General features: G+C 65.9%; 30 protein-coding genes. 4 read left to right on the top strand and 26 right to left on the bottom strand.

The window, feature by feature from the left end; translation table 11 throughout:
- Positions 1–28: 28 nt before the first annotated feature.
- A complete protein-coding gene (gene glgA, locus GSQ76_RS29185; RefSeq protein WP_158747588.1) occupies positions 29–1,453 on the bottom strand; it encodes a glycogen synthase GlgA in 1,425 nt (474 codons plus the stop codon).
- 8 nt (positions 1,454–1,461) lie between these two features.
- Positions 1,462–2,730, bottom strand: coding sequence for a glucose-1-phosphate adenylyltransferase (glgC, locus tag GSQ76_RS29190; RefSeq protein ID WP_158747589.1), 1,269 nt, complete (start codon positions 2,728–2,730; stop codon positions 1,462–1,464).
- A 124-nt stretch (positions 2,731–2,854) separates the two neighbouring features.
- On the opposite strand from glgC, the gene GSQ76_RS32975 reads away from it, so the two are divergent.
- Together GSQ76_RS32975 and GSQ76_RS32980 are read left to right on the top strand one after the other, a co-directional pair.
- On the top strand, positions 2,855–3,061 hold the full coding sequence (locus GSQ76_RS32975; RefSeq protein ID WP_408837463.1) for a GCG_CRPN prefix-to-repeats domain-containing protein: 207 nt from the start codon (positions 2,855–2,857) through the stop codon (positions 3,059–3,061).
- Positions 3,062–3,229: 168 nt separating this feature from the next.
- Positions 3,230–3,400: a GCG_CRPN prefix-to-repeats domain-containing protein gene (locus tag GSQ76_RS32980; protein ID WP_408837481.1), complete on the top strand. Its 171-nt coding sequence runs from the start codon at positions 3,230–3,232 to the stop codon at positions 3,398–3,400.
- A gap of 48 nt (positions 3,401–3,448) precedes the next feature.
- On the opposite strand, the gene GSQ76_RS29200 is transcribed toward GSQ76_RS32980, so the two are convergent.
- Positions 3,449–4,405 carry a GlxA family transcriptional regulator gene (locus GSQ76_RS29200; protein WP_158747591.1) on the bottom strand — a complete coding sequence of 319 codons (957 nt, stop codon included), beginning with the start codon at positions 4,403–4,405 and terminating at the stop codon, positions 3,449–3,451.
- A gap of 150 nt (positions 4,406–4,555) precedes the next feature.
- On the opposite strand from GSQ76_RS29200, the gene GSQ76_RS29205 reads away from it, so the two are divergent.
- Complete coding sequence (locus GSQ76_RS29205; protein ID WP_158747592.1) at positions 4,556–5,359, top strand: SDR family oxidoreductase; 804 nt, start codon at positions 4,556–4,558, stop codon at positions 5,357–5,359.
- Positions 5,360–5,475: 116 nt separating this feature from the next.
- On the top strand, positions 5,476–6,237 hold the full coding sequence (locus tag GSQ76_RS29210) for a hypothetical protein (RefSeq protein WP_158747593.1): 762 nt from the start codon (positions 5,476–5,478) through the stop codon (positions 6,235–6,237).
- Here the strand turns inward: GSQ76_RS29210 and GSQ76_RS29215 are convergent.
- From GSQ76_RS29215 to GSQ76_RS29320, 23 genes are all read right to left on the bottom strand, one after another.
- Entirely contained in the window at positions 6,146–7,444 is a 1,299-nt protein-coding gene (locus tag GSQ76_RS29215) for a TldD/PmbA family protein (protein ID WP_158747594.1), read from the bottom strand. The two genes, GSQ76_RS29210 and GSQ76_RS29215, sit on opposite strands and share 92 nt — an antisense overlap.
- Complete coding sequence (locus tag GSQ76_RS29220; protein ID WP_158747595.1) at positions 7,441–8,700, bottom strand: pitrilysin family protein; 1,260 nt, start codon at positions 8,698–8,700, stop codon at positions 7,441–7,443. Before GSQ76_RS29220 ends, GSQ76_RS29215 begins: the two co-directional genes overlap by 4 nt.
- A complete protein-coding gene (gene thrC / locus GSQ76_RS29225; protein ID WP_158747596.1) occupies positions 8,697–10,100 on the bottom strand; it encodes a threonine synthase in 1,404 nt (467 codons plus the stop codon). Before thrC ends, GSQ76_RS29220 begins: the two co-directional genes overlap by 4 nt.
- Positions 10,101–10,217: 117 nt before the next feature.
- Positions 10,218–11,522 (bottom strand): pilus assembly protein TadG-related protein, encoded by a 1,305-nt coding sequence (locus GSQ76_RS29230; protein WP_158747597.1) that lies wholly within the window; start codon positions 11,520–11,522, stop codon positions 10,218–10,220.
- A complete protein-coding gene (locus GSQ76_RS29235; RefSeq protein WP_158747598.1) occupies positions 11,522–12,187 on the bottom strand; it encodes a TadE/TadG family type IV pilus assembly protein in 666 nt (221 codons plus the stop codon). Before GSQ76_RS29235 ends, GSQ76_RS29230 begins: the two co-directional genes overlap by 1 nt.
- Positions 12,181–12,711: a TadE/TadG family type IV pilus assembly protein gene (locus GSQ76_RS29240; protein WP_158747599.1), complete on the bottom strand. Its 531-nt coding sequence runs from the start codon at positions 12,709–12,711 to the stop codon at positions 12,181–12,183. Before GSQ76_RS29240 ends, GSQ76_RS29235 begins: the two co-directional genes overlap by 7 nt.
- A gap of 113 nt (positions 12,712–12,824) precedes the next feature.
- Complete coding sequence (locus GSQ76_RS29245) at positions 12,825–14,324, bottom strand: carboxypeptidase M32 (protein WP_158747600.1); 1,500 nt, start codon at positions 14,322–14,324, stop codon at positions 12,825–12,827.
- Positions 14,321–15,016 (bottom strand): SURF1 family protein, encoded by a 696-nt coding sequence (locus GSQ76_RS29250; RefSeq protein WP_158747601.1) that lies wholly within the window; start codon positions 15,014–15,016, stop codon positions 14,321–14,323. The genes GSQ76_RS29245 and GSQ76_RS29250 overlap by 4 nt, the downstream gene beginning before the upstream one ends.
- Positions 15,013–15,378, bottom strand: a complete 366-nt coding sequence (locus GSQ76_RS29255) for a DUF983 domain-containing protein (protein WP_158747602.1) — start codon at positions 15,376–15,378, stop codon at positions 15,013–15,015. Before GSQ76_RS29255 ends, GSQ76_RS29250 begins: the two co-directional genes overlap by 4 nt.
- A 1-nt stretch (position 15,379) precedes the next feature.
- Complete coding sequence (locus GSQ76_RS29260) at positions 15,380–16,231, bottom strand: cytochrome c oxidase subunit 3 (protein ID WP_158747603.1); 852 nt, start codon at positions 16,229–16,231, stop codon at positions 15,380–15,382.
- A 61-nt stretch (positions 16,232–16,292) separates the two neighbouring features.
- The gene (locus GSQ76_RS29265; RefSeq protein WP_158747604.1) at positions 16,293–16,907 is read right to left on the bottom strand and encodes a cytochrome c oxidase assembly protein; all 615 of its coding nucleotides are present in this window, start codon (positions 16,905–16,907) and stop codon (positions 16,293–16,295) included.
- Positions 16,904–17,059 (bottom strand): hypothetical protein, encoded by a 156-nt coding sequence (locus GSQ76_RS30960; protein WP_174247421.1) that lies wholly within the window; start codon positions 17,057–17,059, stop codon positions 16,904–16,906. Before GSQ76_RS30960 ends, GSQ76_RS29265 begins: the two co-directional genes overlap by 4 nt.
- On the bottom strand, positions 17,052–17,981 hold the full coding sequence (locus GSQ76_RS29270; protein ID WP_158747605.1) for a heme o synthase: 930 nt from the start codon (positions 17,979–17,981) through the stop codon (positions 17,052–17,054). The genes GSQ76_RS30960 and GSQ76_RS29270 overlap by 8 nt, the downstream gene beginning before the upstream one ends.
- Positions 17,978–19,567 (bottom strand): cytochrome c oxidase subunit I, encoded by a 1,590-nt coding sequence (gene ctaD, locus GSQ76_RS29275; RefSeq protein WP_158747606.1) that lies wholly within the window; start codon positions 19,565–19,567, stop codon positions 17,978–17,980. The genes GSQ76_RS29270 and ctaD overlap by 4 nt, the downstream gene beginning before the upstream one ends.
- Before the next feature lie 55 nt (positions 19,568–19,622).
- The gene (coxB, locus tag GSQ76_RS29280) at positions 19,623–20,477 is read right to left on the bottom strand and encodes a cytochrome c oxidase subunit II (protein WP_158747607.1); all 855 of its coding nucleotides are present in this window, start codon (positions 20,475–20,477) and stop codon (positions 19,623–19,625) included.
- Between the two features lie 87 nt (positions 20,478–20,564).
- Positions 20,565–21,233 (bottom strand): class I SAM-dependent methyltransferase, encoded by a 669-nt coding sequence (locus GSQ76_RS29285; protein ID WP_158747608.1) that lies wholly within the window; start codon positions 21,231–21,233, stop codon positions 20,565–20,567.
- Between the two features lie 44 nt (positions 21,234–21,277).
- Positions 21,278–21,487: a cold-shock protein gene (locus GSQ76_RS29290; protein ID WP_158747609.1), complete on the bottom strand. Its 210-nt coding sequence runs from the start codon at positions 21,485–21,487 to the stop codon at positions 21,278–21,280.
- Positions 21,488–21,635: 148 nt separating this feature from the next.
- Positions 21,636–22,127, bottom strand: a complete 492-nt coding sequence (locus GSQ76_RS29295) for a GcrA family cell cycle regulator (RefSeq protein WP_158747610.1) — start codon at positions 22,125–22,127, stop codon at positions 21,636–21,638.
- A gap of 129 nt (positions 22,128–22,256) precedes the next feature.
- Complete coding sequence (locus GSQ76_RS29300; protein ID WP_254070701.1) at positions 22,257–23,207, bottom strand: acetamidase/formamidase family protein; 951 nt, start codon at positions 23,205–23,207, stop codon at positions 22,257–22,259.
- 81 nt (positions 23,208–23,288) lie between these two features.
- The gene (locus GSQ76_RS29305) at positions 23,289–24,146 is read right to left on the bottom strand and encodes a DUF1217 domain-containing protein (protein ID WP_158747611.1); all 858 of its coding nucleotides are present in this window, start codon (positions 24,144–24,146) and stop codon (positions 23,289–23,291) included.
- Positions 24,147–24,148: 2 nt separating this feature from the next.
- Positions 24,149–24,496, bottom strand: coding sequence for a flagellar biosynthesis regulator FlaF (locus GSQ76_RS29310; RefSeq protein WP_158747612.1), 348 nt, complete (start codon positions 24,494–24,496; stop codon positions 24,149–24,151).
- A gap of 10 nt (positions 24,497–24,506) precedes the next feature.
- Positions 24,507–24,938 (bottom strand): flagellar biosynthesis repressor FlbT, encoded by a 432-nt coding sequence (locus GSQ76_RS29315; RefSeq protein WP_158747613.1) that lies wholly within the window; start codon positions 24,936–24,938, stop codon positions 24,507–24,509.
- 74 nt (positions 24,939–25,012) lie between these two features.
- On the bottom strand, positions 25,013–25,921 hold the full coding sequence (locus GSQ76_RS29320; RefSeq protein ID WP_158747614.1) for a flagellin: 909 nt from the start codon (positions 25,919–25,921) through the stop codon (positions 25,013–25,015).
- Positions 25,922–25,952 lie beyond the last annotated feature (31 nt).

The following is a 25,952-nucleotide window of genomic DNA, read 5'->3' on the forward strand; positions in this document are numbered from 1 at the left end:
TCGCGCGCGCCGGCTGGGGGCAAATGATTCAGTGCGCTAGCACCTCTGCGTAGCGTTTGGCGGATGCCTCCCAGCCAAGTTCGGCGGCCATGCCGACGCGTTGGGCCTGGGTCCAGGCGGGTTGGTCCTGCCAGAGGCCGAGGGCGCGTTGGAGGGCGCGAGTGAGGCCGGCCTGGGTGGGGTCGGCGACGATGCCGTTGGCGACGCCGGCGCGCAGGGCGGCCTCGTTGGCGTCGACGATGGAGTCTGCCAGGCCGCCGACTCGGCTGACGACGGGGAGCGCGCCGTAGCGCATGGCCATCATCTGGGTGAGGCCACATGGCTCGAACCGGCTGGGCACCAGGAGGGCGTTCACGCCGGCGACGAGTTGATGGGAGAGCGCCTCGTCATAGCCGATGGTGGTTGCGACCTGGCCGGGATGGGCGGCGGCTGCGGTGCGGAAGGCGTCTTCGAACCCACGATCGCCGCTGCCGAGCACGGCGAGCTGGGCGCCGCCCTCCAGCAGGGTGGGCAGGGTGTCGAGGACGAGGTCCATGCCCTTCTGGCCGGTGAGGCGGCTGACGATGCCGAACAGGGGGGCGGCGGCGTCGGTGGCCAGGCCGAGGCGGGTTTGCAGGGCGGCTTTGCACTTTGTCTTGCCGCGGAGGTGGCCCTTGCGGAAGCGGGCGGGGAGCGCCGGGTCGGACCAGGGGTCCCAGACGGTTTCGTCCAGGCCGTTGAGGATGCCGTGCAGCACGGCGTGGCGGGTGCGGAGCAGGCCGTCGAAGCCGCAGCCGAATTCGGGGGTCTGGATTTCGGCGGCGTAGGTGGGGCTGACGGTGGTGATGGCGTCGGCGTAGTAGAGCCCGGCCTTCATGTAGCCGATGGCGTTATAGAACTCGACACCGTCGGTGCCGAGGGAGTCGGGTGGGAGGCCAAGGTCGCGCCAGAGGGCCATGGGGACCTGGCCGGTGAAGGCGAGGTTGTGGATGGTCATGACCGTGCGGGGGCGGGCGCCGCCGGCCAGCGCCAGGTAGGCGGGGGCGAGCCCGGTTTGCCAATCGTGGCAGTTGACGGCGCCGGGTATCCAGCCGGGCACGGCGCCCAGGCCGATGTCGGCGGCCACGCGGGATAGGGCGGCGAAGCGTTGCGGGTTGTCGGGCCAGTCGCGGCCATCCGGGCCCATGTAGGGGTTGCCGGGGCGGTCGAAGAGATGCGGAGCATCCAGCACGAAGAGGTCGAGCCCGGCGGCCTTGCCGGCCAGCACGCGGGCGGAGCCACCATGCAGGGTGGGAAGCGCGTAAACCGGCTCCGCATCGGTGAGGGCGGCGAGGATGGCGGGGTAGCCGGGGACGAGGGTGCGAACTTCGAGGCCTTGCTTGGCCAGCACCCGCGGCAGCGCGCCCATGACGTCGGCGAGACCGCCGGTTTTCACCAGCGGGAATATCTCGCTGGCCGTGGCAAGAACCTTCATACAGTCATTTAACCTGCTAGTTTGTCGATCATCGGCTGGGTGATGAGGCAGACGCCTTTCGGCGAGACACGGAAGCGTGTGGCGTCCAGCGCCGGATCTTCCCCGACCACCAGGCCCTCGGGGATACGGACACCGCGATCCACCACCACGTTGGTGAGGCGGGCGCCGCGGCCGACGTCGACATAGGGCATCAGCACTGCGCCCTGCAACTCACCAAAGCTGTGGACGTGGACGCCGGTGAACAGCAGCGAGCGGCCGACTTTGCTGCCGGACACGATGCATCCGCCGGAGACCATCGAGTCGACCGCCGAGCCGCGCCGGCCATCGTCGTTGTGGACGAATTTGGCGGGGGGCGTGATCTCCCCATAGGTCCAGATTGGCCAATCGTTGTCGTAGAGGTCCAGCGCGGGGACCACGTCCGTCAGGTCCACATTGGCGGCCCAGTAGGCGTCCACGGTGCCCACGTCGCGCCAATACGTCTCCGATTCGTGGGTGGAGCGCACGCAGGAGCGGGAGAAGCGGTGGGCCACGGCGGTGCCGTGCTTGACGATGTAGGGGATGATGTCGTGGCCGAAATCATGGGCGGAGTTCGGGTCGGCGGCATCGCGGCGCAGTTGGTCGAACAGGAAATGCGTCTCGAACACGTAGATGCCCATGGAGGCCAGCGCCATGTCCGGCCGGTCCGGCATGCCTGGGGGGTCGGCTGGCTTTTCCAGAAAGGCGATCAACCGGTCCTCCGCGTCGACGTGCATGACGCCGAAGCCGGACGCGTCCATCCGTGGGACCTCGATACAGCCGATGGTGACGTCTGCGCCGGACTGGACGTGCTGTTGCAGCATCGGCTCGTAGTCCATTTTGTAGACGTGGTCGCCGGCGAGCAGAACGATATGCTGGGGTGCATAGCTTTCGATGATGTCGATGTTCTGGTAGACGGCGTCTGCCGTGCCTGCATACCACGCCGTTTCGCTGATACGTTGGCTGGCGGGAAGTATGTCGAAGCTTTCGTTGCGCTCCGGGCGGAAGAAATTCCAGCCGCGCTGTAAATGACGTATTAATGAGTGTGCTTTGTACTGCGTTGCAACGCCAATACGACGTATCCCGGAGTTCAGGGCATTGGACAACGCAAAATCGATGATGCGGGACTTGCCGCCGAAATACACTGCCGGCTTGGCCCGGGTGTCGGTGAGTTCGTGGAGCCGCGACCCCCGTCCGCCTGCGAGGACGTACGCCATGGCATGCCGCGACAGGGGCGCGTTAGACGTAGCGATGGCTGGCATGTTCGCTCTGTTCCGGGCGTTGGCCCGGTGGCGTGCCGGGCTGATTCGTGAACAGAGTATGGCCGCTTGCGTAACCGGGCAATGGTCTAAGCGATTGGCGGTCCTCGCAGTCGGGATGCCGCTGATGCACTTAGCGCCTTTGGCCCAACAGGTTAGCTGGGATTGTGGGCCGGGCTATCACAAGCCCTTGTTTGGGCGCTGTGTGCCGGATTCGGGCGTGGCGTTGGTGCAGCGGAGCCGGTACGCCGCCGACCACTTCACGCGGCCGCAGAGGCGGTTGCCGGCGCCGATCCGCTCGATGGGTCCGTGGGGGCCGCGCGTGCGCTACTGATACATTCCGTCGCATCCACGCCTTCAAGCTGCCCTCGTGCCGTGGTGATGTGCAGTCGTTGCATCAACCAAGAGGAGTATCGGTATGAGGAACCTCGCTTTGGCGGCCGTGATCGCCGTGTCTGCTATGGCTGCTGGCGGCGCGGCACGAGCGATGCCGGGCCTGCAGATGAGCACGCCGGATAGTGGCATCGTCCAAGTTGCAGAGGGGTGTGGGCCGCGCTTCCACCGAACGCCGTTCGGACGTTGCGTTCCGAATTATTACCGGGGGCCGGTGCGCCGGTTTTGCCCGCCGGGCACTCATCTGGGCCGTTTTGGAGCCTGCCGCCGCAATTTCTGATCGAGCCATAGGCTGCCGGGCCGAACCTGCGGGTTTGCCCGGCGGCCGTCAGGCTTCCACCGCGGTCGATAGCGCATCGCGGGCGTTGCGCCGGATGACCTGCGGGGGCTGTCCGAACGCTCGGAGAAAGGCACGGCGCATCCGGTTGCGGTCTGCAAACCCGGTTTGATCGGCAACCACGTCGATCGGATGCCGGCTGCGCTCCATCATCAGACGCGCAGCCTCCACCCGAAGGTTTTCGATGGCTTTGGCCGGGGACTGCCCTGTTTCGGCGTGGAACACACGGCTGAATTGCCGGGGGCTCAGGCACGCGGCCTCTGCCAGGTCGTCGACGGTCAGCGGACGATGAAGGTTCTGCTTGGCATAGGTCAGGGCAGATTGGACGCGATCCGACTTCGCTTCGAGATCCAGCAAGGTGGAAAACTGCGACTGGCCGCCTGCCCGGCGATGGTAGAGGACGAGCTTCCTGGCTATCGCCTGAACGACCTCTTGACCGAGGTCGGCCTCGATGAGGGCGAGCGCCAGGTCGATGCCGGCGCTCATGCCGGCGGAGGTCCAGATCGGGCCGTCATTGACGAAGATACGATCCATCTCGGCGGTGCATTTCGGAAACTGCGTCTGCAATTCGCGCGCGTGCATCCAGTGCGTCGTGACGCGGCGCCCGTCGAGCAGACCAGCCTCGCCGAGGACGAACGCCCCCGTGCAAATCGCGGCTACCCGGCGTGCGTGCCTCGATGCCTGCTGCAGGAGGGCGACGAGGCCGGACGTCGACGGGTGGACGAATGTTCCGCCGCCGATGATCAGGGTGTCGAATACCGTCCCATCGAACGCCTCCGTCGCCACGGTCATGCCAGCCGAGGTGCGGATCGGGCCGCCATGTTCGGAGAGGAAATGAAGGTCGTAGCAGGCGTGGTCGCCCATGAGATTGGCAAGCTCGAAGGCGGGGATTGCGGCCAATCCCATGATCGAGACGCCCGGATAGCTGACAAAGCCGACCCGCTGCATGCCCAGATGCCCCATGCGTCCTAAAGAGACGCATCTATGACATTCACGCCATAGCCGGTCAACGCTAGGTTCCGCTCATCGAAACAGGCCGCAGACACGCAGACGGTGGAACAGATCACCGGCGTGAGCGGCACATGGAGCAATCGGACGATGAGCATTCAATCCTCCCAAGGCGTTGCCGTTGTTACGGGAGCGTCGAGCGGTATCGGCGCGGTCTATGCCGACCGCCTGGCGAAGCGCGGCTACGACCTCGTGCTGGTCGCCCGCAACGAGGAGCGGCTGCGGGCACTGGCCGCCCGCCTGGCGCATGAGACGGGGCGATCGGTCGAACCGTTCAAGGCCGACCTTGGCCGCAAGGATGACCTTGCCCGGCTGGAGGCGCGGCTACGGGACGATGCGGGCATCACCATGCTCGTCAACAACGCGGGCATCGGATCCGTCGCGTCGATCGAGACGGCGAACGTGGACGAGATGGAGGCCATGATCTTCCTCAACATCACGGCGCTGACGCGGCTGACCTACGCGGTCGCGCCGGCCTTCGTGGCGCGCGGGTCGGGGACGATCATCAACATCTCCTCGGTCGTTGGGATCGCGGCCGAGATGTTGAACGGTGTCTATAGTGCCTCGAAATCCTACGTCCTCAGCTTCGGCCACTCGCTGCAGAAGGATCTGGCCGAGAAGGGCGTGCGCATCCAAACCGTGTTGCCCGGCGCGACGGCAACCGAGTTCTGGGACGTCGCGGGCTATGCGGCGCAGAAAACCGCGTCGATCACCATGTCGGCCACCGACCTGGTCGATGCCGCATTGGCGGGTCTCGATCAAGGCGAACTCGTCACCATCCCCGGCCTGCAGGAAAGCGAGGATTGGACCCGCTGGGAGGCGGACCGGCGTGCGCTCGGCCCGAGATTCGGCAACGCCAAGCCCTCGCCACGCTACGGGCTGGCGACGGCCTGAACCGAGCAGCCATCATCCAAGGAGCACCGGGGCCGAAGACTGAGGAGGAGCCTTTACGAACGAGGCTCACCTATTGCTTGAAACGCCGGCTGCCCGTGTGGTCTTGGTGGAGATCCATGCACCCCGCCCCTCCCCGTTCCGACGAGACTGCACGCGGCCCAGCGCCGTTTCGGGATGCCTTGGCCGAATTGGTGCAGGTCGGGATGCAGATTGCCCGGCTGGTGGGGCATGCGGCCGAGGCCGAGATGGCCGAGGCCGAAGCGGCGGCGAGCGCTGTCGTGGCAAGCGGGGTTCCGCCGGTGGCGACCTCGCTGGCCGAGGCGATCGAGGCGGACCGGGCTGCTGCCGCTGCCGCGGAAGCCCGGCGGAGCGTGGTGGCGCGGACCGAGATCATCGCTGCCGCGTTTACGCAGGTTTCCCGGGCGGTCCGCCGAACGGTGTGGTTGGCCGAAAAGCTGGATCGGGGCTGGGCACGGCCGGGTGGGGCGGATGACCGTCGGGCGATGGCGCGGCGGCAGATCGCTCGCACGGTGAGCGACGTCATTGCGCGTGACGCCGATCGCGCGGACGCGGAACGGCTGACCGAGGCGTTACAGGACCGGCTGGACTCGCTGGACACCGTGGACGACATCGGCGGACGGGCGACCGAGGCGATCATTCGCGATATTTGCCGCGATCTCGGCCTCGACCCGGCGCCGATCTTGTCCAAGGTCCGCGGGTTATCCAAAGATTCGGACCAGCCGGCGGAGGAAACCGCGGGTGGCGTGATCGAAGGTGTTGGGCGGGCTAGCCGCCCGCCATCGTCATTCCGTCGATCCGCACCGTTGGCGCGTCCACCGCCCGGCGAAAGCGCAGGTCGTTCGCCGGGGTCAGATTGAGGAACATCTCCTTCAGATTGCTGGCGATGGTGATTTCGGCCACCGGCTCGGCCAGCGCACCGTTGCGGATCATGAATCCGGCGGCGCCGCGGCTGTAATCGCCGGTCAGCCCATTTATGCCCTGGCCCATCAATTCGGTGATGTACAGCCCCTCGGTGATGTCGGCCATCAGGTCGGCCGGGGTCAGCTTGCCGGCGGAGAGGAAGGCGTTGGTGAGACCGGGCGAACCCTTCGCCTGCAGCCCGAGTTGGCGTGCGGCGCGGCTGTCCATCAGCCAGGTTGTGAGCACGCCGTCGTCGATCAGCACCGTGTTGGCACTTGGGATGCCCTCGCCATCGAACGGGCGGGAGCGCGGGCCACGCAGGCGGCGGGGTTCGTCGGTGATCCGGATGCCGCGGGCGAAGATCTGCTTGCCCAGGCTGTCCTTCAGGAAGGTGGTGCCGCGCGCGACCGAACTGCCGCTGACGGCGCCTGCCAGATGGCCGATGAGCCCGCCGGCAACGCGTGGGTCGAACAGCACGGGCAGCTTGGCCGTGGCAGGCCGTGTCGGGTTCAGCCGGGCGATGGCGCGGTGGGCGGCGCTGGTGCCGATGGCCACCGGGTCGTCGAGGTCGGACAGGAAGGTGGCGGAGTGGTAGTCGTAATCCCGCTGCATCCCGACGCCTTCGCCGGCCAGCGCGGTGGCGCTGACCGAGTGGCTGGTGCGGGCGTAGCCGCCGAGGAAGCCCGCGGACGTCGCGAGCAGGAATTCGTAGCGGCCGTAGCCCGCCTCCCCGCCTTCGGAATTGGTGATGCCGGGCACGGCGCGGGCGGCGTCCTCGGCCAAGGCGGCGCGGACGGTGAGCGCTTCGACCGTCGGCTCGGTGAGGTCGGCGAGTTCCAGCGGGCCGGCGTCCACCGTCTGGGCGTTGTCGGCCAGGCCGCCATAGGGGTCTTCCGGGACGACCTTGGCCATTGCCACCGCGCGTTCCGCCAGGGCAGCGAAGCCCGAGGCGGCGATTTCGGTGGTGGAAACGGAGGCGCTGCGCTTGCCGACGAACACCGTCAGCTCCAGCCCACGCCGCTCCGAGCGCTCCAGATGCTCGGTCTGGCCGAGGCGGCGGGAGATGGAGAGCGAGGTGGAGCCGGAGACGGCGGCCTCGGCGGTGTCGGCACCGGCTTGGCGGGCGCGGTCCAACAGGGCGGTGAGGAGGTCGAGCTGGCTCATGCGGCCAACCGGTCCGCGATGTCGACGAGATGCGGCACGTGATCGGTCGGGCCGAGGGCCGCCAGGGTCGGCCGGCCACGGAAGATGCGGGAGGCGGCGCGGCGGATGTCGGCCAGGGTGACGGCCTCGATCTTGGCGACGGTTTCGGCGACGGGGACGATGCGGCCGAAGACCTGGATCTGCCGGGCCAGTTGCTCGCACCGGCTGCCGGTGGATTCGAGCGACATCAGCAGCCCGGCCTTGGTCTGAGCGCGGGCGCGGCGCAGTTCGTCCTCGTTGGCATCCACCTGAACCCGGCGCAGTTCTTCGAGCGTGACGGGGACCAGTTCCTTCGCCTCCTCCTCGCCGGTGCCGGCGTAGATGCCGAACAGGCCGCCATCGAGGGCGGGGGCGGTGAAGGAGTAGATGGAGTAGACCAGGCCGCGGCGCTCGCGGATCTCCTGGAACAACCGGGACGACATGCCGCCGCCCAGCAGGGTCGACATCAGCATCGAGGGATAGAAGTCGGGGTCGTTATAGGCCATGGCCGGGAAGCCCAGCACGATGTGGACCTGGTCGAGGTCGCGGCCCTCGCGGAACTCGCCGCCGCCGTAGAGGCCGGGAACCGCCTTTGGCGGGGTGGATTGGGGCAGGTCGGCAAAATGCTCGGTGATCAGGGCCAGGGTGCGGTCATGGTCGAGGTTGCCGGCGGCGGCGACCACGGTGTTGCCCGTGGTGTAGTGGCGGCGCATGTAGCCGGTCAGCACGTCCCGCTTCATGTCCTTGATGCCGGCCTCGCGTCCCAGCGTGGGGCGACCCATCGGCTGGTCCGGGTAGGCGGTTTCCTGGAAATGGTCGAACACGATGTCGTCGGGCGTGTCGTTGGCCTGGCCGATCTCCTGCAGGATGACGCCGCGCTCACGCTCCAACTCCTCGGGCGCGAAGGTGCTGTGGGTCAAGATGTCGCCGATGATGTCGGCGCCGAGGGCCAGGTCCTCCTTCAGCAGCTTGACGTAATAGGCGGTCTGCTCGCGCGCGGTGTAGGCGTTGATGTGGCCGCCCACATCCTCCACCGCTTCGGCGATGGCGGTGGCGGTGCGCCGCTCGGTGCCCTTGAACGCCATGTGCTCGAGGAAATGGCTGGCACCGTTCTCCGCCTCCGTCTCGTTGCGCGTGCCGGCGCCTACGTAGGCACCCAGCGAGACGGTTTCGACCCGGTCCATCTGCTCGGTCACCACCGTCAGTCCGGACGGCAGGGTGGAGACTCGGATGCTCATGCGGCGTTCCTGTATGCGAAAGCCCGAACCTGCGCCTCGATGGCATCGAGGTCGTTGGGGGCGGTGGTGAAGTGTTCCGGCCTCTCATATAGGTCGGCCAAGTGCTTTGGCAGCGGCGGGCGACGGCCGGTCGCCTGTTCCATGGCGTCGGGGAACTTGGCCGGGTGGGCGGTGGCCGCGGCGATGGTGGGCGTGTGATGGGTGCAGGGCAACGCCCGGGCGGCGGCGATGCCGATGGCGGAGTGCGGATCGGCCAGGTAGCCGCATTCCCTATCCAGCCGGCGGATTTCGGCCAGGGTGCCCTCGTCGTCCAGGCGGAAGCCGTGCATCAGCGTGGTGGCGCGCTGCCACGCGGTGTGCGGCACCTCCATCCGCCCGGTGCTGCGGAAGCCGGTCATGGCGGCGGCGGTGGCGGCCGGGTCGCGGTCCAGCAGTTCGAACAACAGACGCTCGAAATTGGAGCTGACCTGGATGTCCATCGAGGGGGACAGGCTCGGCTCCACCGGCGCCATGCTCATGTCGTTGCCGGCCAGAAAGCGGGAGAGGATGTCGTTGCGGTTGCTGGCGACGACCAGGCGGGCGACAGGCAGGCCCATGCGGCGGGCGGCCCAGGCGGCGAGGACGTTGCCGAAATTGCCGGTGGGGACGCTGAACGCCACCTCCCGCTCCGGCGCGCCCAGGGCCAGGGCGGCGTGGATATAGTAGGGAATCTGGGCGGCGATGCGGGCCCAGTTGATGGAGTTGACGGCGGACAGGTGCATGTCGGTGCGGAAGGCAGTGTCGGCGAACATGGCCTTCACCAGGTCCTGGCAATCGTCGAAGGTGCCATCCACGGCGATGTTGGCGACGTTGGCGGCGTTCACGGTGGTCATCTGCCGCCGTTGCACCTCGCTGGTGCGGCCGGCGGGGTGGAGGATGGCGATGTCGACGCGGCTGCGGTCGCGGCAGGCCTCGATCGCGGCGGACCCGGTGTCGCCGCTGGTGGCGCCGACGATGGTGACCCGCTCGTTGCGCGCGGTCAGCACATGGTCGAACAGGCGGCCGAGCACCTGCATCGCCATGTCCTTGAACGCCAGGGTGGGGCCGTGAAACAGCTCCATCGACCAGAGCGTGGTGTCGAGCTGGACCAGGGGGACGACCGCCGGGTGGGCGAAGTTGGCATAGGCGTCGCGGCAGATGGTTTGCAGCTTGGCGAAGGGGACGGCGTCACCGATGAAGGGCTGCATCACCCGCGCCGCGAGCTCGGGATACGGCAGGCCACGCAGGGCGCGCAGATCGGCATGGGAGAGGGTGGGCCAGGTCTCGGGCATGAACAGCCCACCGTCCTCGGCCAATCCGGCGAGCAGCACGCCGGCAAAATCACGTGCGGGCGCCTGCCCGCGGGTGGAGATGTAACGCATCCGGCCACGATAGGCGCAGACCGCCGCCAGGGCGAGAGCCGGGTTGGCGAGAGCCGGGTTGGCAAGAGGCGGGTTGGCGAGAGGCGAGTTGGCGGGGGAGGTGGGGGCAGGCTGGGCCTATTGGGTGAAATGCCCGGAGGTCTGCAGCACCGTGGCCAGCATCGCGTTCAGCTGGGTATCGATGTCGGCGGAGTTGGAGGCAACGAAGGCGTAGTTGGTGGCGCTGGCGCAGGCGGTCATCGCCTGCTGGATCTGGTCCGGCGTGCCCATGCTTTGATATTGCCAGACATTGCTCATGTAGAAGGGGTTGGTCGGCAGCGGCAGATAGGGCGTGTACAGCGTCAGGATGATGACGCCGTTATTCTTCAGCGCCTGGCAGTCGGTGGGGCTGATGGGTCCGATGACGCGGGCGCTGCCGCTCATCTGGTCGACCAGGCCGTCCGAAACGATGAACAGGTATTTCTGCGATTTCGCCTGGGTGCTGCCGTCCCCGGAGGCGGTCGTCGTCGCGGCCAGGCTGCTCATCGCGGCGGAGAAATAGGTTTCGGGGCAGTTGGACGTGCACATGTTGACGTCGGGCGAGATCGACGCGAGTGCGGTGCTGGCGCCCGAGATGCTGGAACTCATGGAGTAGATCGTGCTGAACGCCTGCGCGAAGGTCGACAGCCCCAGCCGGAAGGTGCCGTATTTATTCGCCGCGGCAATATTGGTGATCAGGTTGCCAACGGCGGATCGCAGCACGTCCAATCGCAAGGTCACCCCGCCGAGTTGGGCCAGCGCCAGGTAGTCGGTGCCTGCGGTGTTCCAGTGGCAGGCGAAGGCGCATTGCTGCCCGGCATTGTCGGGCACGACCTCGTTCTTGGCCGCCTTGAACGCGGTGGTAAGCGCCTGCAGGTTGGAAATGTCGCTGGCGGTGGCCGCAATGAGCATCGAGGCGGAGGTGTCCATGAGCACCTGAATGTCGACATACGGATTGACCGACATGCTGGCGGACGAAACACCGGACAGCGGGATCGTCTTCATTCCAACGACTGCACCAAGTGCGGTGGTGTAGACGGCGCTGTAGGTGACGTTCGACGTGAATTGGGTGCCAGTTTGGGTGACGGTGATGACCGGGGTGCCGAACACGACGCTGGAGATGGTGCCCGCCTGCGCGACAAACCGGCTTTTCGCCGCCGCCGTGGCCGTGGCAACTGCCGTGCTGGAGCCGGCCTGATATTGGTTCGAGGCCACCGTCGTCGCCAGCAACGCCGCCGAGTCGGCCGCGGCATCCAGCGTGGCATGGGCCGAGGTGGCAGCGCCGACATCCACCGCCAGCGCGGCAAACCCGATCAATGGCACGGCAATCAGCGCAGTGACGATCGCTACGTTGCCACGACGATCCCGCCGGGGGACGCAGGCGCCCCAACGCGGCCAGCGCATCAGGAGCCCACCAGCGGGCAGATCACGTTCGGACCAACATACCCTGGCACCAGCGTGATCGCGTTGTTGACCCGGGGGGACACGTAGGCCGAGCGTTGCATGGTGAAACTACCTACAAAGACGCTGGTGAAAAGTGGGACGTAGACCTGCGAGATGTCCGCCACGAGCACCGCAGTCGCACCGAACGCGCTGGCCGGCAGCGCGGTGAGGCTGGGGTTGGAGCCATCGGGCTGGGAGGCGACGGCACCGCATGCCCGCAGCGTCGGCTGGCCGGACGGGTTGGCGACGCTCCATGCCACAGCCGCGGTATAGGTGCAGCCGGTGGTGCAGCCCTTGGGCGTCGGGGTGAAATTCACCTCGGACAGGGTGATGGCAAAGCTGCCGTTGACGCTGAGTTGGTTGGCGAGCCAGAGCGGGAAGACCGCGAATGGCGCGGTGGTGGCTGCGAAGGCCTGCTGGCCCGTCAGAGTGCTCAGGCTTGCGGTGGCCACGGCCTCGGTGGAGGCGATGGTGGCGACGGAGGCAGCGGCGACGGTGAGCCGGCGACCCATGATGAAGGCGCGGGACAGATCCACCATCGCCAGCAGCACCAGCACCAGCACCGGCGCCACGAGGGCGAATTCCAACCCGGCCAGTGCTCGGCGGCTGCGCCATAGCTTCAGCATCCGGCGACCCCTGTGATGGCAATGCCGGCCGGGTTCTCGTTCGCGAAGGCGGCGGCGGATACGATGTTCTGGCCGGAGGAGGCCGGGCTGGGCGGCAGGGCGATCAGCATGAAGCTCGCCCAGACGGGGGCTTGGTAGGTGGCCCGCGCATACATGAGCGTGCCCGCCTGCCCTGTGCAGAAGGAGGTGGAGGTCGAGTTGCTGTTGACCGTGACGAAATTGGTCCAGTAGTCGGTGACTGGCTGAACGGAGATGGTCAGCCCGGCGCAGGACGCGAAACCGGAGAAGATCGGGCACATCGTGTTGGCCACGTAGGTCGCGGGCGCGGTGCCGGTGGGGACCTTGCCAAGTTGGACCTGCCGCACTGCCTGTTGCAGGGAATAGTCCAGCACGAATTGCAGATAGTAGACGTAGGCGAACGAAATGCTGCCGATGATCAGCATCACCAGCGGCAGCGAGACCAAGGCGAACTCCAGCGCCGTGGCGCCTTGTCGGGCTGCCAGCAGGAGCCGCAGAGGCGGCAATGGGCGTGGCCGTTGGGCAGGGGGGTTACGTGTCATTGCGGCAACGAGTGTGCCGCAGCCGGGTTAACGCCAGGTTGCTAGGTTAAGACCGGGGCCGCGCGCCGGACGGAAGATTAAGACAGGTAGCGCGAGGTGAGGTGAGCCTCGAAATCTGCCGGGTCCAGCGGCTTGCCGGTGGCTGCGCGCAGCAAGTCGTTGAAACCCAACCGGCTACCTTGGCTGTGCACATTGGCGCGCAGCCACATTAGCAGCGGCGCGTGCTCCCCCCGGGCGAGTGCAGCATCCAATTCCGGTGTGGCCCGGCGTGCGGCGGTCATCAGCTGCGCCGCCGCCATGGCGCCCAGCGTGTAGGAAGGGAAGTAGCCGAAGCCCCCGTCGTACCAGTGGATGTCCTGCAAGCAGCCCTTCGCATCGTCCGGCGGGGTGATGCCAAGCAGCGACTGCATGCCCTCGTTCCAGGCGGCGGGAATGCCGGGGACCTCCAGCTCGCCAGTGATCAATGCCTGCTCCAGCCGGAAGCGCAGGATGACGTGCGCCGGGTAGGTCATTTCGTCGGCCTCGACGCGGATGAAGCCGGGTTGCACGCGGCGCCATAGCCGGGCGAGGTTTTCAGGGGCGTAGGGCGCGGCGTCACCACCGAATTCGGCATGGAGTTCGGGGCCTAGCCAGGAGAGATAGGCGTCCGACCGGCAGGCCTGCATTTCCATGATCAGCGATTGGCTCTCATGCGCGCCCATCCCGGCCGCCTCGCCCACGGGCTGGCGGGCGTAGGCGGTGGGCAGACCGCGCTCATACAGTGCGTGCCCGGTTTCGTGCAGGACGCCCATGATGGCCTGTGCCGGGTCCGCCTCATCGTAGCGCGTGGTGATGCGGATGTCGGTGGGGGTGCCGCCGCAGAATGGGTGGGTGGAGCGGTCCAGCCTGGCATGGGTGAACTCCAGCCCGGCGCGTTGCGACAGGCGGCGGCACAGTGCCTCCTGCACGTCGGCGGGAAATTTGCCGGTCAGCTTCAGGGGCGCGGGGGAGCGGGCCTGGACCTCCTGCGCCTCCGGCAGGGCGTGGTGGAGAAAGACTTCGTATTGGCTGAAGACTGGCGACACGTCGGCGGCGGTGATGCCGGGCTGGTAGCCGTCCATCAGCGCATCGTAGGGCGACAGGCCGAGGGCCGGCGCCATGGCGGCGGCGGCGTGGCGTGTGAGGCGGACGACCTCCGTCAGATGCGGGGCGACCAGGGCGAAATTGGCGGATCGCCGTGCCTCCCGCCACACCGTCTCGCAGGCGGCGTTGGCGCGGGCGGTCGCCTCCACCAGGTCGGATGGGATGGCGGTGGCTCGGGTATAGGCGTGGCGCATCAGGCGCAGATTGGCCTTCCGCCACGAATCGTCCGCCGGCGCCTCCGCCTCGGCCAGGTCGTCCCCCACGGAGGCGGCGGTGAGTTGGCCGTGCGCCAGCCCCGCGAGCACGGCCAGTTGGTCGCCTCGGGCGGCGGCCCCGCCCTCCGGCATGACGGCGGCGGCGTCCCAGCCGAGCATGGAGGCCGCCTCGTTGAGCGTCGCGATGCGGGTGAAGCGGTCGCGCAGGCGGTCATAGGCGAGGCTGGAGGAGGCGTTCATGGACGAAAGACCTTGCGGGCGTAGACACCGAACACGACCAACAGCGATGCCGCCAGGCCGAACCAGGTGAGCGCGTAGTTGAGATGATCGTTGGGTGGCCGCGGCAGGGCGGTCGCTGGCTCCGGCATGCCGCCGGTTCCCATGGCGATGAGGGTGAATGGCGCGACCCGCAAAAGGCCGAGACCGGCGCCGATCTTCGCCGGATCCAGCGTGTAGTATCGCCGCGCCACTGGGTCATCCGTCAGGCTGAATGCGCCCGGCGCATCCGGCGCGCGGACGTAGCCCGTGATGGTGGCATCTCCGGCGGGCGCGCCCAATTGGCCGTCCGGCACCCAGCCGCGATCGATCAGGATCGGGTCCTGCCCCGGTCGTTCCAGCGGTTCGATGAGTTGCGCGCCCATGGCGGTGCCCCCAGGCACGTCGCGCACGTCGGCGCCATACAGCGCGTGCACGTCGCCGCGCAGGTGGCCGGTGACGCTCACCTTGGTGAAGGGCAGCGGGTGAGCGGGCAGCGGGACGGGGGCCGATGCCTCCGCCCGGTCGATCTCCGCCAGGATGCCGAGCTTCCACTGCAGGCGCTGCAATTGCCACACACCCAGGCTTAGCAGCACGGCGAGCATGACCAGCGTGGCCATGGCCGGCACCAGCAGCGTGCGGGCACGGCTGCGGGGCAAGGCGGCGGAGGCGCTCATTCCGCGCCCATCTCGCCGGGGCGGTTACGGAATTGCTGCGCCACCAGAAAGGCTTTGAACGGCCGCATCAGCAGGATGGTGAACGGGATCGCCAGCACGGGCCACAGGATTACGTGCACCCATAGCGGCGGGTTGAAGTGGAATTCCACGTAGAAGGCCAGGACCACAAGCACCGCCCCCTCGATGAGGATGAGGAAGGCGGCTGCCCCGTCCCCGGTGTCCGCCGCGGCCAGATTCAACTCGCAGACCGGGCAGCGCTCCCGAACGGTGAGCACGCTGGTGAAGATGCTGGCCTGCCCGCAGCGCGGACAGCGACAGAGCAGCGCAGTGCGGAGTAGGCCGAGTGGATCGGGGCCCGCCACGCTACTCCGCGACCGTAACGCCGGCGCCCCACCAGTACACGGCCACGAACAGGAACAGCCACACCACGTCGACGAAATGCCAATACCAGGCCGCGGCTTCGAACCCGAAATGCCGTTGAGGGGTGAACTCGCCACCCTTCGCCCGGAACCAACAGACAATCAGGAAGCAGGTACCGACGATGACATGGAAGCCGTGGAAGCCGGTGGCCAGGAAGAACACCGCCGGGTAGACGCCGCCGCCGGAGAACTTGAAGGGCGCGTCGGAATATTCCAGCGCCTGAAAGCCGGTGAAGGACATGCCAAGCAGCACCGTCAGCCCCAGTGCCATGATCAGGTGCTTACGGTCATTTTCGATGAGCGCGTGATGCGCCCAGGTCACGGTGCAGCCAGACAGCAGCAGGATCATCGTGTTGAGGAACGGCAGGTGGAAGGGGTCGAACGTCTCGATCCCCGCGGGCGGCCATATTGCGGGGCCGGTCGCGTCCAACACATGCTCGGGGAACAGGGCGAAATGGAAGAACGCCCAAAAGAAGCCAACGAAGAACATGACCTCGCTGGTGATGAACAGCATCATCCCGTAGCGCAGGCCCAGGCGAACCACGGCGCTGTGGAGGCCGGGGGTGCCGCTTTCCTTCAGCACGTCACGCCACCACATGAACATGGTGCCCAGCACGACCAGCAGGCCGAGCGTCAACCACGTGAAGCTGCCGAAATGGGCGGCATGGATGATGCCGATCACCGTCAGCCCGGCACCGACCGCCCCCGTCAGTGGCCAGGGACTTGGGTTCACCAGGTGATAGGGCTGCTTCAACCCGGACGAGGCGATTGGCGCGGCGACGGCGTGCGTGTCCATGAACGGCCCTATCGTGTTGGTCGGCTTATTACGGTCAGGATAGATTGTGCTGCACGGTGCGTCATCCCCCGGTCGCGCCTGGTTCTAGGACGCGTGGGATGCCTGTGTTGCCCGTGTGGGGCCCTGCCTTGGCCAACGCGCCGACCTTCGCCGCCTCCTCCAGGGAGGGGAAGAAGGTGTAGGACAGGGTTATCGTATGGATGTTCTTGGTATCGGGATCATCGAGGATCGCCGGGTCGACCCAGAAGGTGACGGGAAACTGCACTTTCTCCCCGGCACCGAGCGTCTGCGATGTGAAGCAGAAGCATTCCGTTTTGTGGAAATACCGGCCGACCACGTCGGGCGTGACGTTATACAGCGCGTGCCCGGTGATCGTGTGGTCGGACAGGTTCTTGCCGTCGTAGAAGGCCAGTTGCTCCTCACCCAGCTTCATCGTCACGTGGCTTGCCTCGGGTGCAAAGGCCCAGGGTAGCTGCGGGCTGGTGTCGGCGTTCATCGCGATGGTGATCGAGTGTGTGCTTTCTGCGGTCGGCGCCTGGGGCCCGATTTGCGGGGTGCCGTTATAGCCGGTCGCCGCGCAAAACATGCGGTAGAGCGGCACCGAGGCGAAGGCCAGCCCCACCATGCCCGCCACCACCACGCCCAGCCCGGCGCCGAACAGCCCGTTGCGCGTCATGATCCCCCGGCGAGTTTCACGATCGAGATCGCGTAGAACAAGGCGACCACAGCCAACAGCACGACCAGAAGCGCGACGTTGCGTCCCTTTTGGCGGCGGCGAAGCTCGACAGCCTGTTCGGGGGTGAGCGGCGGGGGAAAGTCATCAGCCAAGGAAATGATCGACCGCGACCGCCGCAAACAAGATCGCCAAATAAGCGAGCGAGTAGCGGAAGGCTGCCCGTGCCGGTGCGTCGTTGGTAAGGCTGATGCCCGTCTCGTCCTGCCGATCCATCCAGACCCGCAGCGCGCTGAAGATAAACCCGGCGCCTAGCACCGCCGCCGTCAGCCCATAGACCGGGCCAGCATAGCCCAGCAGCCAGGGCAGAAGCGACACCGGCGTCAGCACCAACGTGTAAAGCAGGATCTGCGTCCGGGTGTGCCGCGCGCCGGCGACCACGGGCAGCATTGGCACCCCGGCGCGGCCGTAATCCTTGCAGGCGTACAGCGCCAGCGACCAGAAGTGCGGCGGTGTCCACAGAAACACGATGGCGAACAGCAGCGCTGGCATTGCAGTCACGTCGCCGGTAACGGCGGCCCACCCAATGATCGGGGGGAACGCCCCCGCAGCACCGCCAATGACGATGTTCTGCGGGGTGCGGCGCTTTAGCCACATCGTGTAGACGAAAACGTAGAACCCGATCGACAGGGCCAGCCAGGCCGCCGCGACCAGGTTGGTCGCCAGCGCCATCACAAGGACGGAGGCTACGGCCAGTACGACACCAAAGGCCAATGCCTCGCCGGGTTCGATCTTGCCAGTGGGGATCGGGCGCCGGCTGGTGCGCACCATGATGGCGTCGATGTCGCGATCGTACCACATGTTGATCGCGCCGGCTGCGCCCGCGGCCACCGCGATGCACAGCACGGTGGTGACGGCCAGCACCGGGTTCAGGTGCCCCGGCGCCACCAGCATGCCAACGATCCCGGTCACAACGACCAGTGTCACGACACGCGGCTTCAGCAAAGCGAGCCAGTCCCGCCATTCCGCCCCCATCGCAAAAGGGGCGGCTACTGTCAGATTGGTGGCGTCACTCATCGAACGCGGGGCAACTCTTCAAAGGTGTGGAACGGCGGCGGGGAGGAAACAGTCCACTCCAGCGTGGTGGCACCCTCGCCCCAGTAATTATCCGCCAGCTTGACTTTGGAGGTGAAGGTCTTGAACAGCACCACCAGAAAGATCAGCACCGACAGACCGCCGATATAGGAGCCGAACGAGGCGACGCCATTCCAACCGGCGAAGGCGTTGGGATAGTCGGGATACCGGCGCGGCATGCCGTTCAGGCCTAGGAAGTGCATCGGGAAGAACGTCAGATTCACACCGATGAAGGTAACCCAGAAATGGATCTTGCCAAGCGTCTCCGGGTATTGGTGCCCGCTCATCTTGCCGATCCAGTAGTAGAACCCGGCGAAGATCGAGAATACGGCGCCGAGTGACAGCACATAGTGAAAGTGCGCAACGACATAGTAGCTGTTGTGCAGGATCTGGTCGATGCCGGCGTTGGACAGCACCACGCCGGTCACGCCGCCGACGGTGAACAGGAAGATGAAGCCCACTGCCCACAGCATGGGCACATTCATGTCGATCGAGCCGCCCCACATCGTGGCGATCCAGGAGAAGATCTTGATGCCGGTCGGCACCGCGATGATCATCGTGGCCGCCATGAAGTAGGCCCGGGTGTCGACGCTGATGCCGGAGACAAACATGTGGTGCGCCCACACGACGAACCCGACCACGCCGATCGCCACCATCGCATACGCCATGCCCAGGTAGCCGAACACCGGCTTCTTGGAGAAGGTCGAGATGATGTGGCTGATCATGCCGAAGCCCGGCAGGATCATGATGTACACCTCGGGGTGGCCAAAGAACCAGAACAGGTGCTGGAACAGCAGTGGGTCGCCACCACCCTTCGGGTCGAAGAACGAGGTGCCGAAGTTACGGTCGGTGATCAGCATCGTGATCGCACCGGCCAACACCGGGATCGCCAGCAGTAGCAGGAAGGCGGTCACCAGCATCGACCACACGAACAGCGGCATCTTGTGCAGCGTCATGCCTGGCGTGCGCATGTTGAAGATGGTGGTGATGAAGTTGATCGCGCCCAGCAGTGATGAAATACCGGCCAAGTGCAACGCGAACAGGGTGTAGTCCATCGAGATGTCTTGCTGCGCCGAGAGCGGCGTATACAGCGTCCACCCCGACCCGGCGCCATCCCCGGTCAGCAATCCGGCCATTACCAGCATGAACGCCGGCACCAGCAGCCAGAACGAGATGTTGTTCAGCCGGGGAAACGCCATGTCCGGCGCGCCGATCATCAGCGGAACGAACCAGTTGCCGAAGCCGCCAATCATCGCCGGCATGACCGTGAAGAAAATCATGATCAGCCCGTGGGCCGTCACCAAGGTGTTCCAGCTTTGCCCCGTGGTGATCAAATGATTGCCGGGGGCGGCCAGCTGCGCCCGCATGATGATCGACAGGATACCGCCCACGATCCCCGCACAGATGGCGAAGATCAGATAGAGCGTGCCGATGTCCTTGTGGTTCGTGGAAAACAGCCAGCGATGAACAAAGCCCGGCGCGTGGCCGTGATGGTCGTCATGCGCGTGATCATGGGTGGTGGCCGACATCGTTCCGAACTCTCCTGCGTCGCCTTTTAAGTGCCCTCAGACCGATGGGCCGACGTTATTTTACGGCAAGCGCCGCATAGTTGGTGGAGCCTGGGCCAGCATCGCTGGCGAACTTCGTCTTCGCCTGATCCAGCCATGTCTTGTAGTCCGCATCCGTCACCGCGTGCACGTGAATTGGCATCGCACTGTGGTTGGTGCCGCAGATCTGGTTGCACTCGCCGTAATAGTCGCCGGGCTTGTCCACCTTCATCCAGGTCTCGATCGTGCGACCAGGGATGGCGTAGCGCTGCACACCCAGGGATGGGATGAAGAAGCTGTGGATCACGTCCGCCCCGGTCGTCAGGATGCGGATGTTCTTGCCGGCAGGCACCACCAGCGGATTGTCCACCGATAGGCGGCGGATCTGGCCGGCCTTGATGTCCTCATCGGCGATCATGTAGCTGTCGAAATGGATGTTCTGGCTGTCCGGGTAGCCGTATTCCCAATACCACTGATGCCCGGTGACCTTGATGGTCAGGTCCGCGTCGCGCGTCCGGTCCTCGAAATACACCAGGCGGAAGGACGGGATGGCGATCACCACCAGGATCAGCACGGGGATCACGGTCCAGGCGACTTCCAGCACGGTGTTATGGCTGGTGCGGCTGGCGACGGGGTGGCGCTTCTTATCGAACGCCCAAACGACATACCCAAGCAGCGCCGCCACCAGGATGACCACAGCGATCATCAGCAGGTTAACCAGGGTGTGCAGGCTCTGAATGCCACTCTCGACCGGGCTGTGGGAGGTCTGCATCCCGATCGCCCAAGGCTTCGGCGTCTGCGCGAGGGCGGGCGTGGTGGCGCATAGGGCGGCTACAGCCAAAACGGAAAGGGCTTGGGCGGGGAATACCAACAGGCGCCGGAAGTGCTTCATCTGGCCTTATATCCCCCTTACGCACATCGTTATAACCGACCTATCCGACCCCTCGCATTAGATCAAGGTCGTGGCAGCAACGATGCACTAGTTCGGAAGATGCACCAGGGTAAAAAGCCCCACCGGCGGCACTGGAATACTAGTTGCCCGCACGAGATCTTCCGGCGGCAACAATGCCTCGGTCTTGAAGTCGGGGTGCCAGCCGAGCGCGCGGCCGGCGGGGGCCATCGCCCGTTCAACGGCGAGGCGGGGGCCGCAGGTTGCGGCGAAGTGGTTCACGAACAGCAACGTGCCACCGGGCTTCACCACCCGGCGCATCTCCGCCAGCAGAAGCCGCGGATTGGGCACGACGGAGGCCACGAACATCGCCACCGCAATATCGAATTGGCCATCGGCGAAGCTGGTCGCCTCGGCATCCTGTTCCTGCAGCGCCAGTACGTTGGTCAGCGCCTCCCGCTCGACCCGGGTACGGGCGCGGGCGAGCATGTCGGCCGACAGATCGATCCCGGTGACGCGCTTGCTGGGCAGGTAGTGCGGGAGGGCGAGGCCGGTGCCGACCCCCACCTCCAGCACGTCGCGCCCCGTTAGGGCGTTCACCGCGGCCACCGCCCGGCGGCGGCCCGGGGCGGAGATACCACCGAACAAAGTGTCATAAACTGAAGCCCACCGACGGTATGCGGAACGGACCGCATCGGCATCTAGGGCAGCTGCCTGGCGTCGCGGCGCGGCCAGTGTCGAGTTGAGTCGGATGGTCATCCCGCCTAGCTACTAGGCAGTTGGCACGGGTTCAAGGCCTGCCGCTACTCGGCCACAACGAGTCCGACCGCTGCGGCACGTCCATTTTGCTGTTGCTCGACCTCGAACTGGATTTTCTGGCCTTCACTTAGGCTGCGCATGCCAGCTTTTTGGACAGCGCTAATGTGGACAAAGATATCCTTGCCCCCTGTGTCAGGCGCAATGAAACCGTAGCCCTTCGTCGGGTTGAACCACTTCACGACACCAAGAACCATGCCCGCCTTCCCCGCCTAGAAGGAACAGGCCAAACCGGCGCCCGCCCGAAACTCGCTGCCGCGGGCCCAGGGTCCATAAATCCCAATCGCCGCGGTCACTCACAGGCTAAGGTGACCGCGACAGTTCTGCAACGAAATCGTTCAAGAATCAGGCGGCTTCTTCACGCCTGTCGCGCACCTTCACGTATGCAAGCGCGGCGTGTGTGGAGCAATATGGCTTACCCGGCAGCGATTCATCGTCGCAGAAGCGGAAAGAGCGGGTTCCCGGCTCGCCAATCGGCCAGCAACAGGCCACCAGCCGTCCACCAGGGGCACGATGCACCGCGCGCAGCACGGGCGCCGGGCTGGGTGTTGGCACAGGGCGTGGCGCAACAGCCACAGGCGGACGAACTTCGACTGGAGGGGGCGGCGCCATGGTCGGCAATGTGGGCCCAACGACACGGCGCACGGGCGAGCGTTTCGGCGCCTCCCCCGGTGCACCACGACGGATCGGTGACGGCCGGGCGGCCAGCGACAAGCGGTGCGCCTTACCCACCACCGCGTTTTTCGAAACCCCGATTCGGCGGCCGATTTCCGCCGTCGACACACCCTCGGCCCAAAGGGTCTTCAGCCGGTCGATGATCTCGTCCGTCCAATCCATAGCTAGTGCCCGCCTCTATTACGACCCCAACATACGGTAGCGGGGTCTGAGGCTTGGCACCAGCCATTTTCCACATAAAGTTGTGGGTAACTCGCGCCGGAACACCAGCTGTAGCGTTCCGGCACGGTTTCAGAACAGCAAGCCCTTCTTCAGCATGCCATGCACGCCCTTTTCACCATTGACCGTCTGCGTGACCCGGAAATCCACCGCCAGCGAGCAGAATGCATAGGCCTCTTCCGGCGAACGGTTGGTGCGCGAACAAATAAACGCGATCATCTGCCGCAGCGCCTGCTTCATTGCTAGGTCGAGATCCTCGTTCATCCCCATGCTGATATAATGGGTGGCCGTCTCCCCCCGCGGGTAGGCCAGCTTCTCCCCCTTGTGCAGGATGAAGGTGAAGGTACCGGTGAGGCAGGTCTCCAGCGCGTTGATGCAGACCTCGCCATCGCCCTGCACGCCATGACCGTCCCCGGCGGAGAAATTTGCACCGGGCACCCAGACGGGGAGGAACAGCGTCGACCCGGCGCCCAGTTCCTTGTTGTCCATGTTGCCGCCGTGCTGCCGCGGCTCCTTCGTGGAGATGGCGCCGTAATTCGGCGGCGGCGCCACGCCCATGACGCCAAAGAACGGCGAGAGCTCTAGCTCCAGGCCCCAGGGCAGCGTGCCGATCCGGCGCTGCTGGTCGACCTTGATGTGGCTGACCCAGCGCTCGGGGAAGTCTTCCGGCAGGGTGCCCATCAGCGGACGGAAGCCGCAATAGCCCCAGTCCGAGCCGAGATCGATCTTGTCGATCCGGACCTCGAGCGTGTCGCCGGGCTCCGCACCCGCGATGGCCACCGGGCCGGTGAGGATGTGGCCGGCCATGCGTGGCGGGTTGGCCTTGTGGATAGCCAGCAGGGCGGGCGGGATGGTGGCGCCCATGGCGGCGGGGGGCAGCATCTCCGGGGTACCGGACACGCATTCCAGCACCACGGTGTCGCCGGACTGCACGGTCAGCAGCGGCGGAAAGGTCGCGTCGAAGATACCCCAGCGGATGGTTTCGGGGCTAGCGGGGATGTGGTGCAGGGCCAAGGCGGACACTCCGGATCGAATCCGGTGATCCTGGCGGTCTACGCCCCTAGGTCAAGGTCCCCAGGGCAGAGCCACAGGCGACGCTCGGCGCTAGACGACCAGGCCGCGCGCGGAATAGGCGAGTGAATCGAGGCTCTGGCCGCTCGAATCGCTGCTGCTGGCGGCATTGCCGGCGGCGATCAGGTATTGGGTGACGAAGGATTCGACAAATTTCGGATCCTTGAACCTGGTGATGTCGAGCTTGCTGGTGATGGCGTTTTCCTGCGCCGGGATGTCCTGGAACGCGATCTGCTCCGGGATGTTCAGCGCGGTCGTGACGACACTGCGCAACGTCGAATCACCTAGGATCTGGTCGACCGAGGTGATGGTTGAAGCCTGGTCGCGAAAGCTCAGCGCCTCGGACAGGCCCGGCGTCGTCGCATCCAGGGAGTCGCGCCAGGTGACTTCGGCATAACCGTTGGCCAGCGTATCCAGCACCTTCGGGTTCTGGATGATGGACAGGCCTTTATTGGCGAAATCGTAGGTCGCGGCGACGGATTTCCAGGTGGTGGATAGTTGGGAGGCGAGCGAGTCGCTCTGCGTGGTGTCGGACAGCAGGGCCTTCTGCGCCAGCGCGGTGTAGCTCACCTGGTCGCCCAGGCCGTTCGCCGTCAGCAGCACCTTTAAGACCGTCGGGTCTTTCAGCAAGGTCGCAGGGTCCGTCGCTGCCGCTACCTTGGTGCGGAAGGCGGCGATATCGCGCGCCACGGTGGGGTCGGCCGCGGTGGTGGCGATTTCCTTGTCGCTATTCGCCTCGGCATATTTCAACGCCGCAATCGGGTCCCCAGAGGCACCCACCGTCCCGGATGAGGACGCGTAGATCGTCGAGAGCAGCCCGGACGAATCTGAGCTATCCGTGCTGTTGAACAGCGATAGGACGAGACTGCCGAGGCCCCCGACCGAGCTCATGACTACCCCGCGGAAGACAGGCCAGCGGACACGTTCTCGTTGACCGAGATTAGGAAATCCAGGTCGGGCGAGGGCGAATCCATCTCGCGGTTGACCGAGCGGCCAACGGAGATGAGCGAGGCGCGCACCGGCGCCGGCAAGCGGTTTTCCGGGTCCTGTGCCAGCCCCATGACGGTCAGCCAAAGCCTGCGGTTGTCCGCGACGGCACGAACGAGGTCGATCTCGTTACCGGTCAGCGCGGTGCGCAGCGCGCCGTTGGCGCGATGGAAGATATCGGCCTCCTGCGCGCGCAGGCTGCGGCTCTCGGACGACATCTGGTAGGCTCGGCTGGCCTGCATATAGGCGGACATAGGTTTCTCCTTACTCCGCGGCTTGTAGTGCAACAGGTGCAGGTGGGGTGATCCGGCCAAGGATCGTGTCCTCGTGCCGGATGATGCGACGCGCCAGTTTAAGCGCACCGTAGCAATCGTCGGCCTCGGCAGCAGCCATGGCGCGATCGAGGATCTCGCGTGCCAGGGCGGACGACGTGGCGTCCTTGAACGAGGCGATGAGCGTGCGTGCGGATTCCATGCCGCGGGCACGTTCCTCTTCCACGCCGATATAGGCAGTCTGCAGCGCGAAGTAGATGCGACGCGCCGGGCTGTCGGCCTGGTCCGGCTGCATGATCTGCTTGCCGAACAGGAAACGGGCATGCGCCGTGAGTTCGAGGCGAGACTTCGTGCGGAAGCGAATAGGCGCCCCGTTCACGATCATCACCTCACCCGGACGCAGTTCGAGCACTAGATTGGACATTGGGCATCCTGCGGACAGACTTGCGGGGCAAGAACCGGGGACGACGACGTGCGCCGCCCCCGGGGATCAGCCTATTAGCGGAAGAGGCTGAGTAGGCTCTGCGGCGCCTGGTTGGCGATCGAAAGCGCCTGCGTGCCCAGCTGCTGCTTGATCTGCAGCGACTGCAACACAGCCGACTCCTTCGACAGGTCCGCGTCCACCAGCGCACCGAGGCCCGAGTTCAGGCTGTCGATCTTGTTGCTGTTGAACGTGACCTGGCTGCTGAGGTAGTTCGAGTCAGCACCAGCCTGGTTCAGCTGGTTCGCCACTGCGGTTTGCGCGGTGTCGAAGCCGTTGCCCGTGATCAGGGCATTCGCCGCCGCCGTCTGCGCCGTGGAAGCAGACGAGAAGCCGCCGCCGCTGAACGTATCGACGCCGGTGGCGCTACGCGAGAAGGTGCCACCAACCAGCGCGGCCAGAGCATTCGCAGTGCCGCTGTTATCTTCGGCGCTGATCGTGCTGGTCGCACCAGACTCGTTGCTGATGACCGTCTTCGAAGTGCCGGCAACGGTGCCGGAAGCAGCGCCCAACAGGGTCTGCCCGTTATAGGTCGACCCATCGACCGCGTTCGCCACGCCAGACACCAACGACTTGAACGACGTGATGTACTGGTTGCGCTGGTCGTCGGAGATGCTGCTATCCGCGATCTTCACCAGAAGAGCCTTGGCGCTGGTGAAGGAGTCGGAGATGCTGGTCAACGACGCGACCGCCGTGGTCACCAAGCCCTGCGCATTGCCGAGCTGCTGATTCACGCTGGTCAACGCAGACACGTCAGACCGGACCTTCTGAGCGACGGCGAAGGCACCGCCATCGTCCGTCGCGTCATTGACGCGATAGCCGGTGGAGATCTGCTTCTGAGCTGCCTGGAGGCCCGAGCTCGTCTGGTTCAGCGACTGAAGTGCGACGTAGGAGGCGGTGTTGGTATTTACTGAATTGAGGGACATGGTGTCTTACCTTGTGGTCCTGACGTTAAAA

This window comes from Acidisphaera sp. L21, assembly GCF_009765685.1.
Classification (GTDB): Bacteria; Pseudomonadota; Alphaproteobacteria; order Acetobacterales; family Acetobacteraceae; genus LMUY01.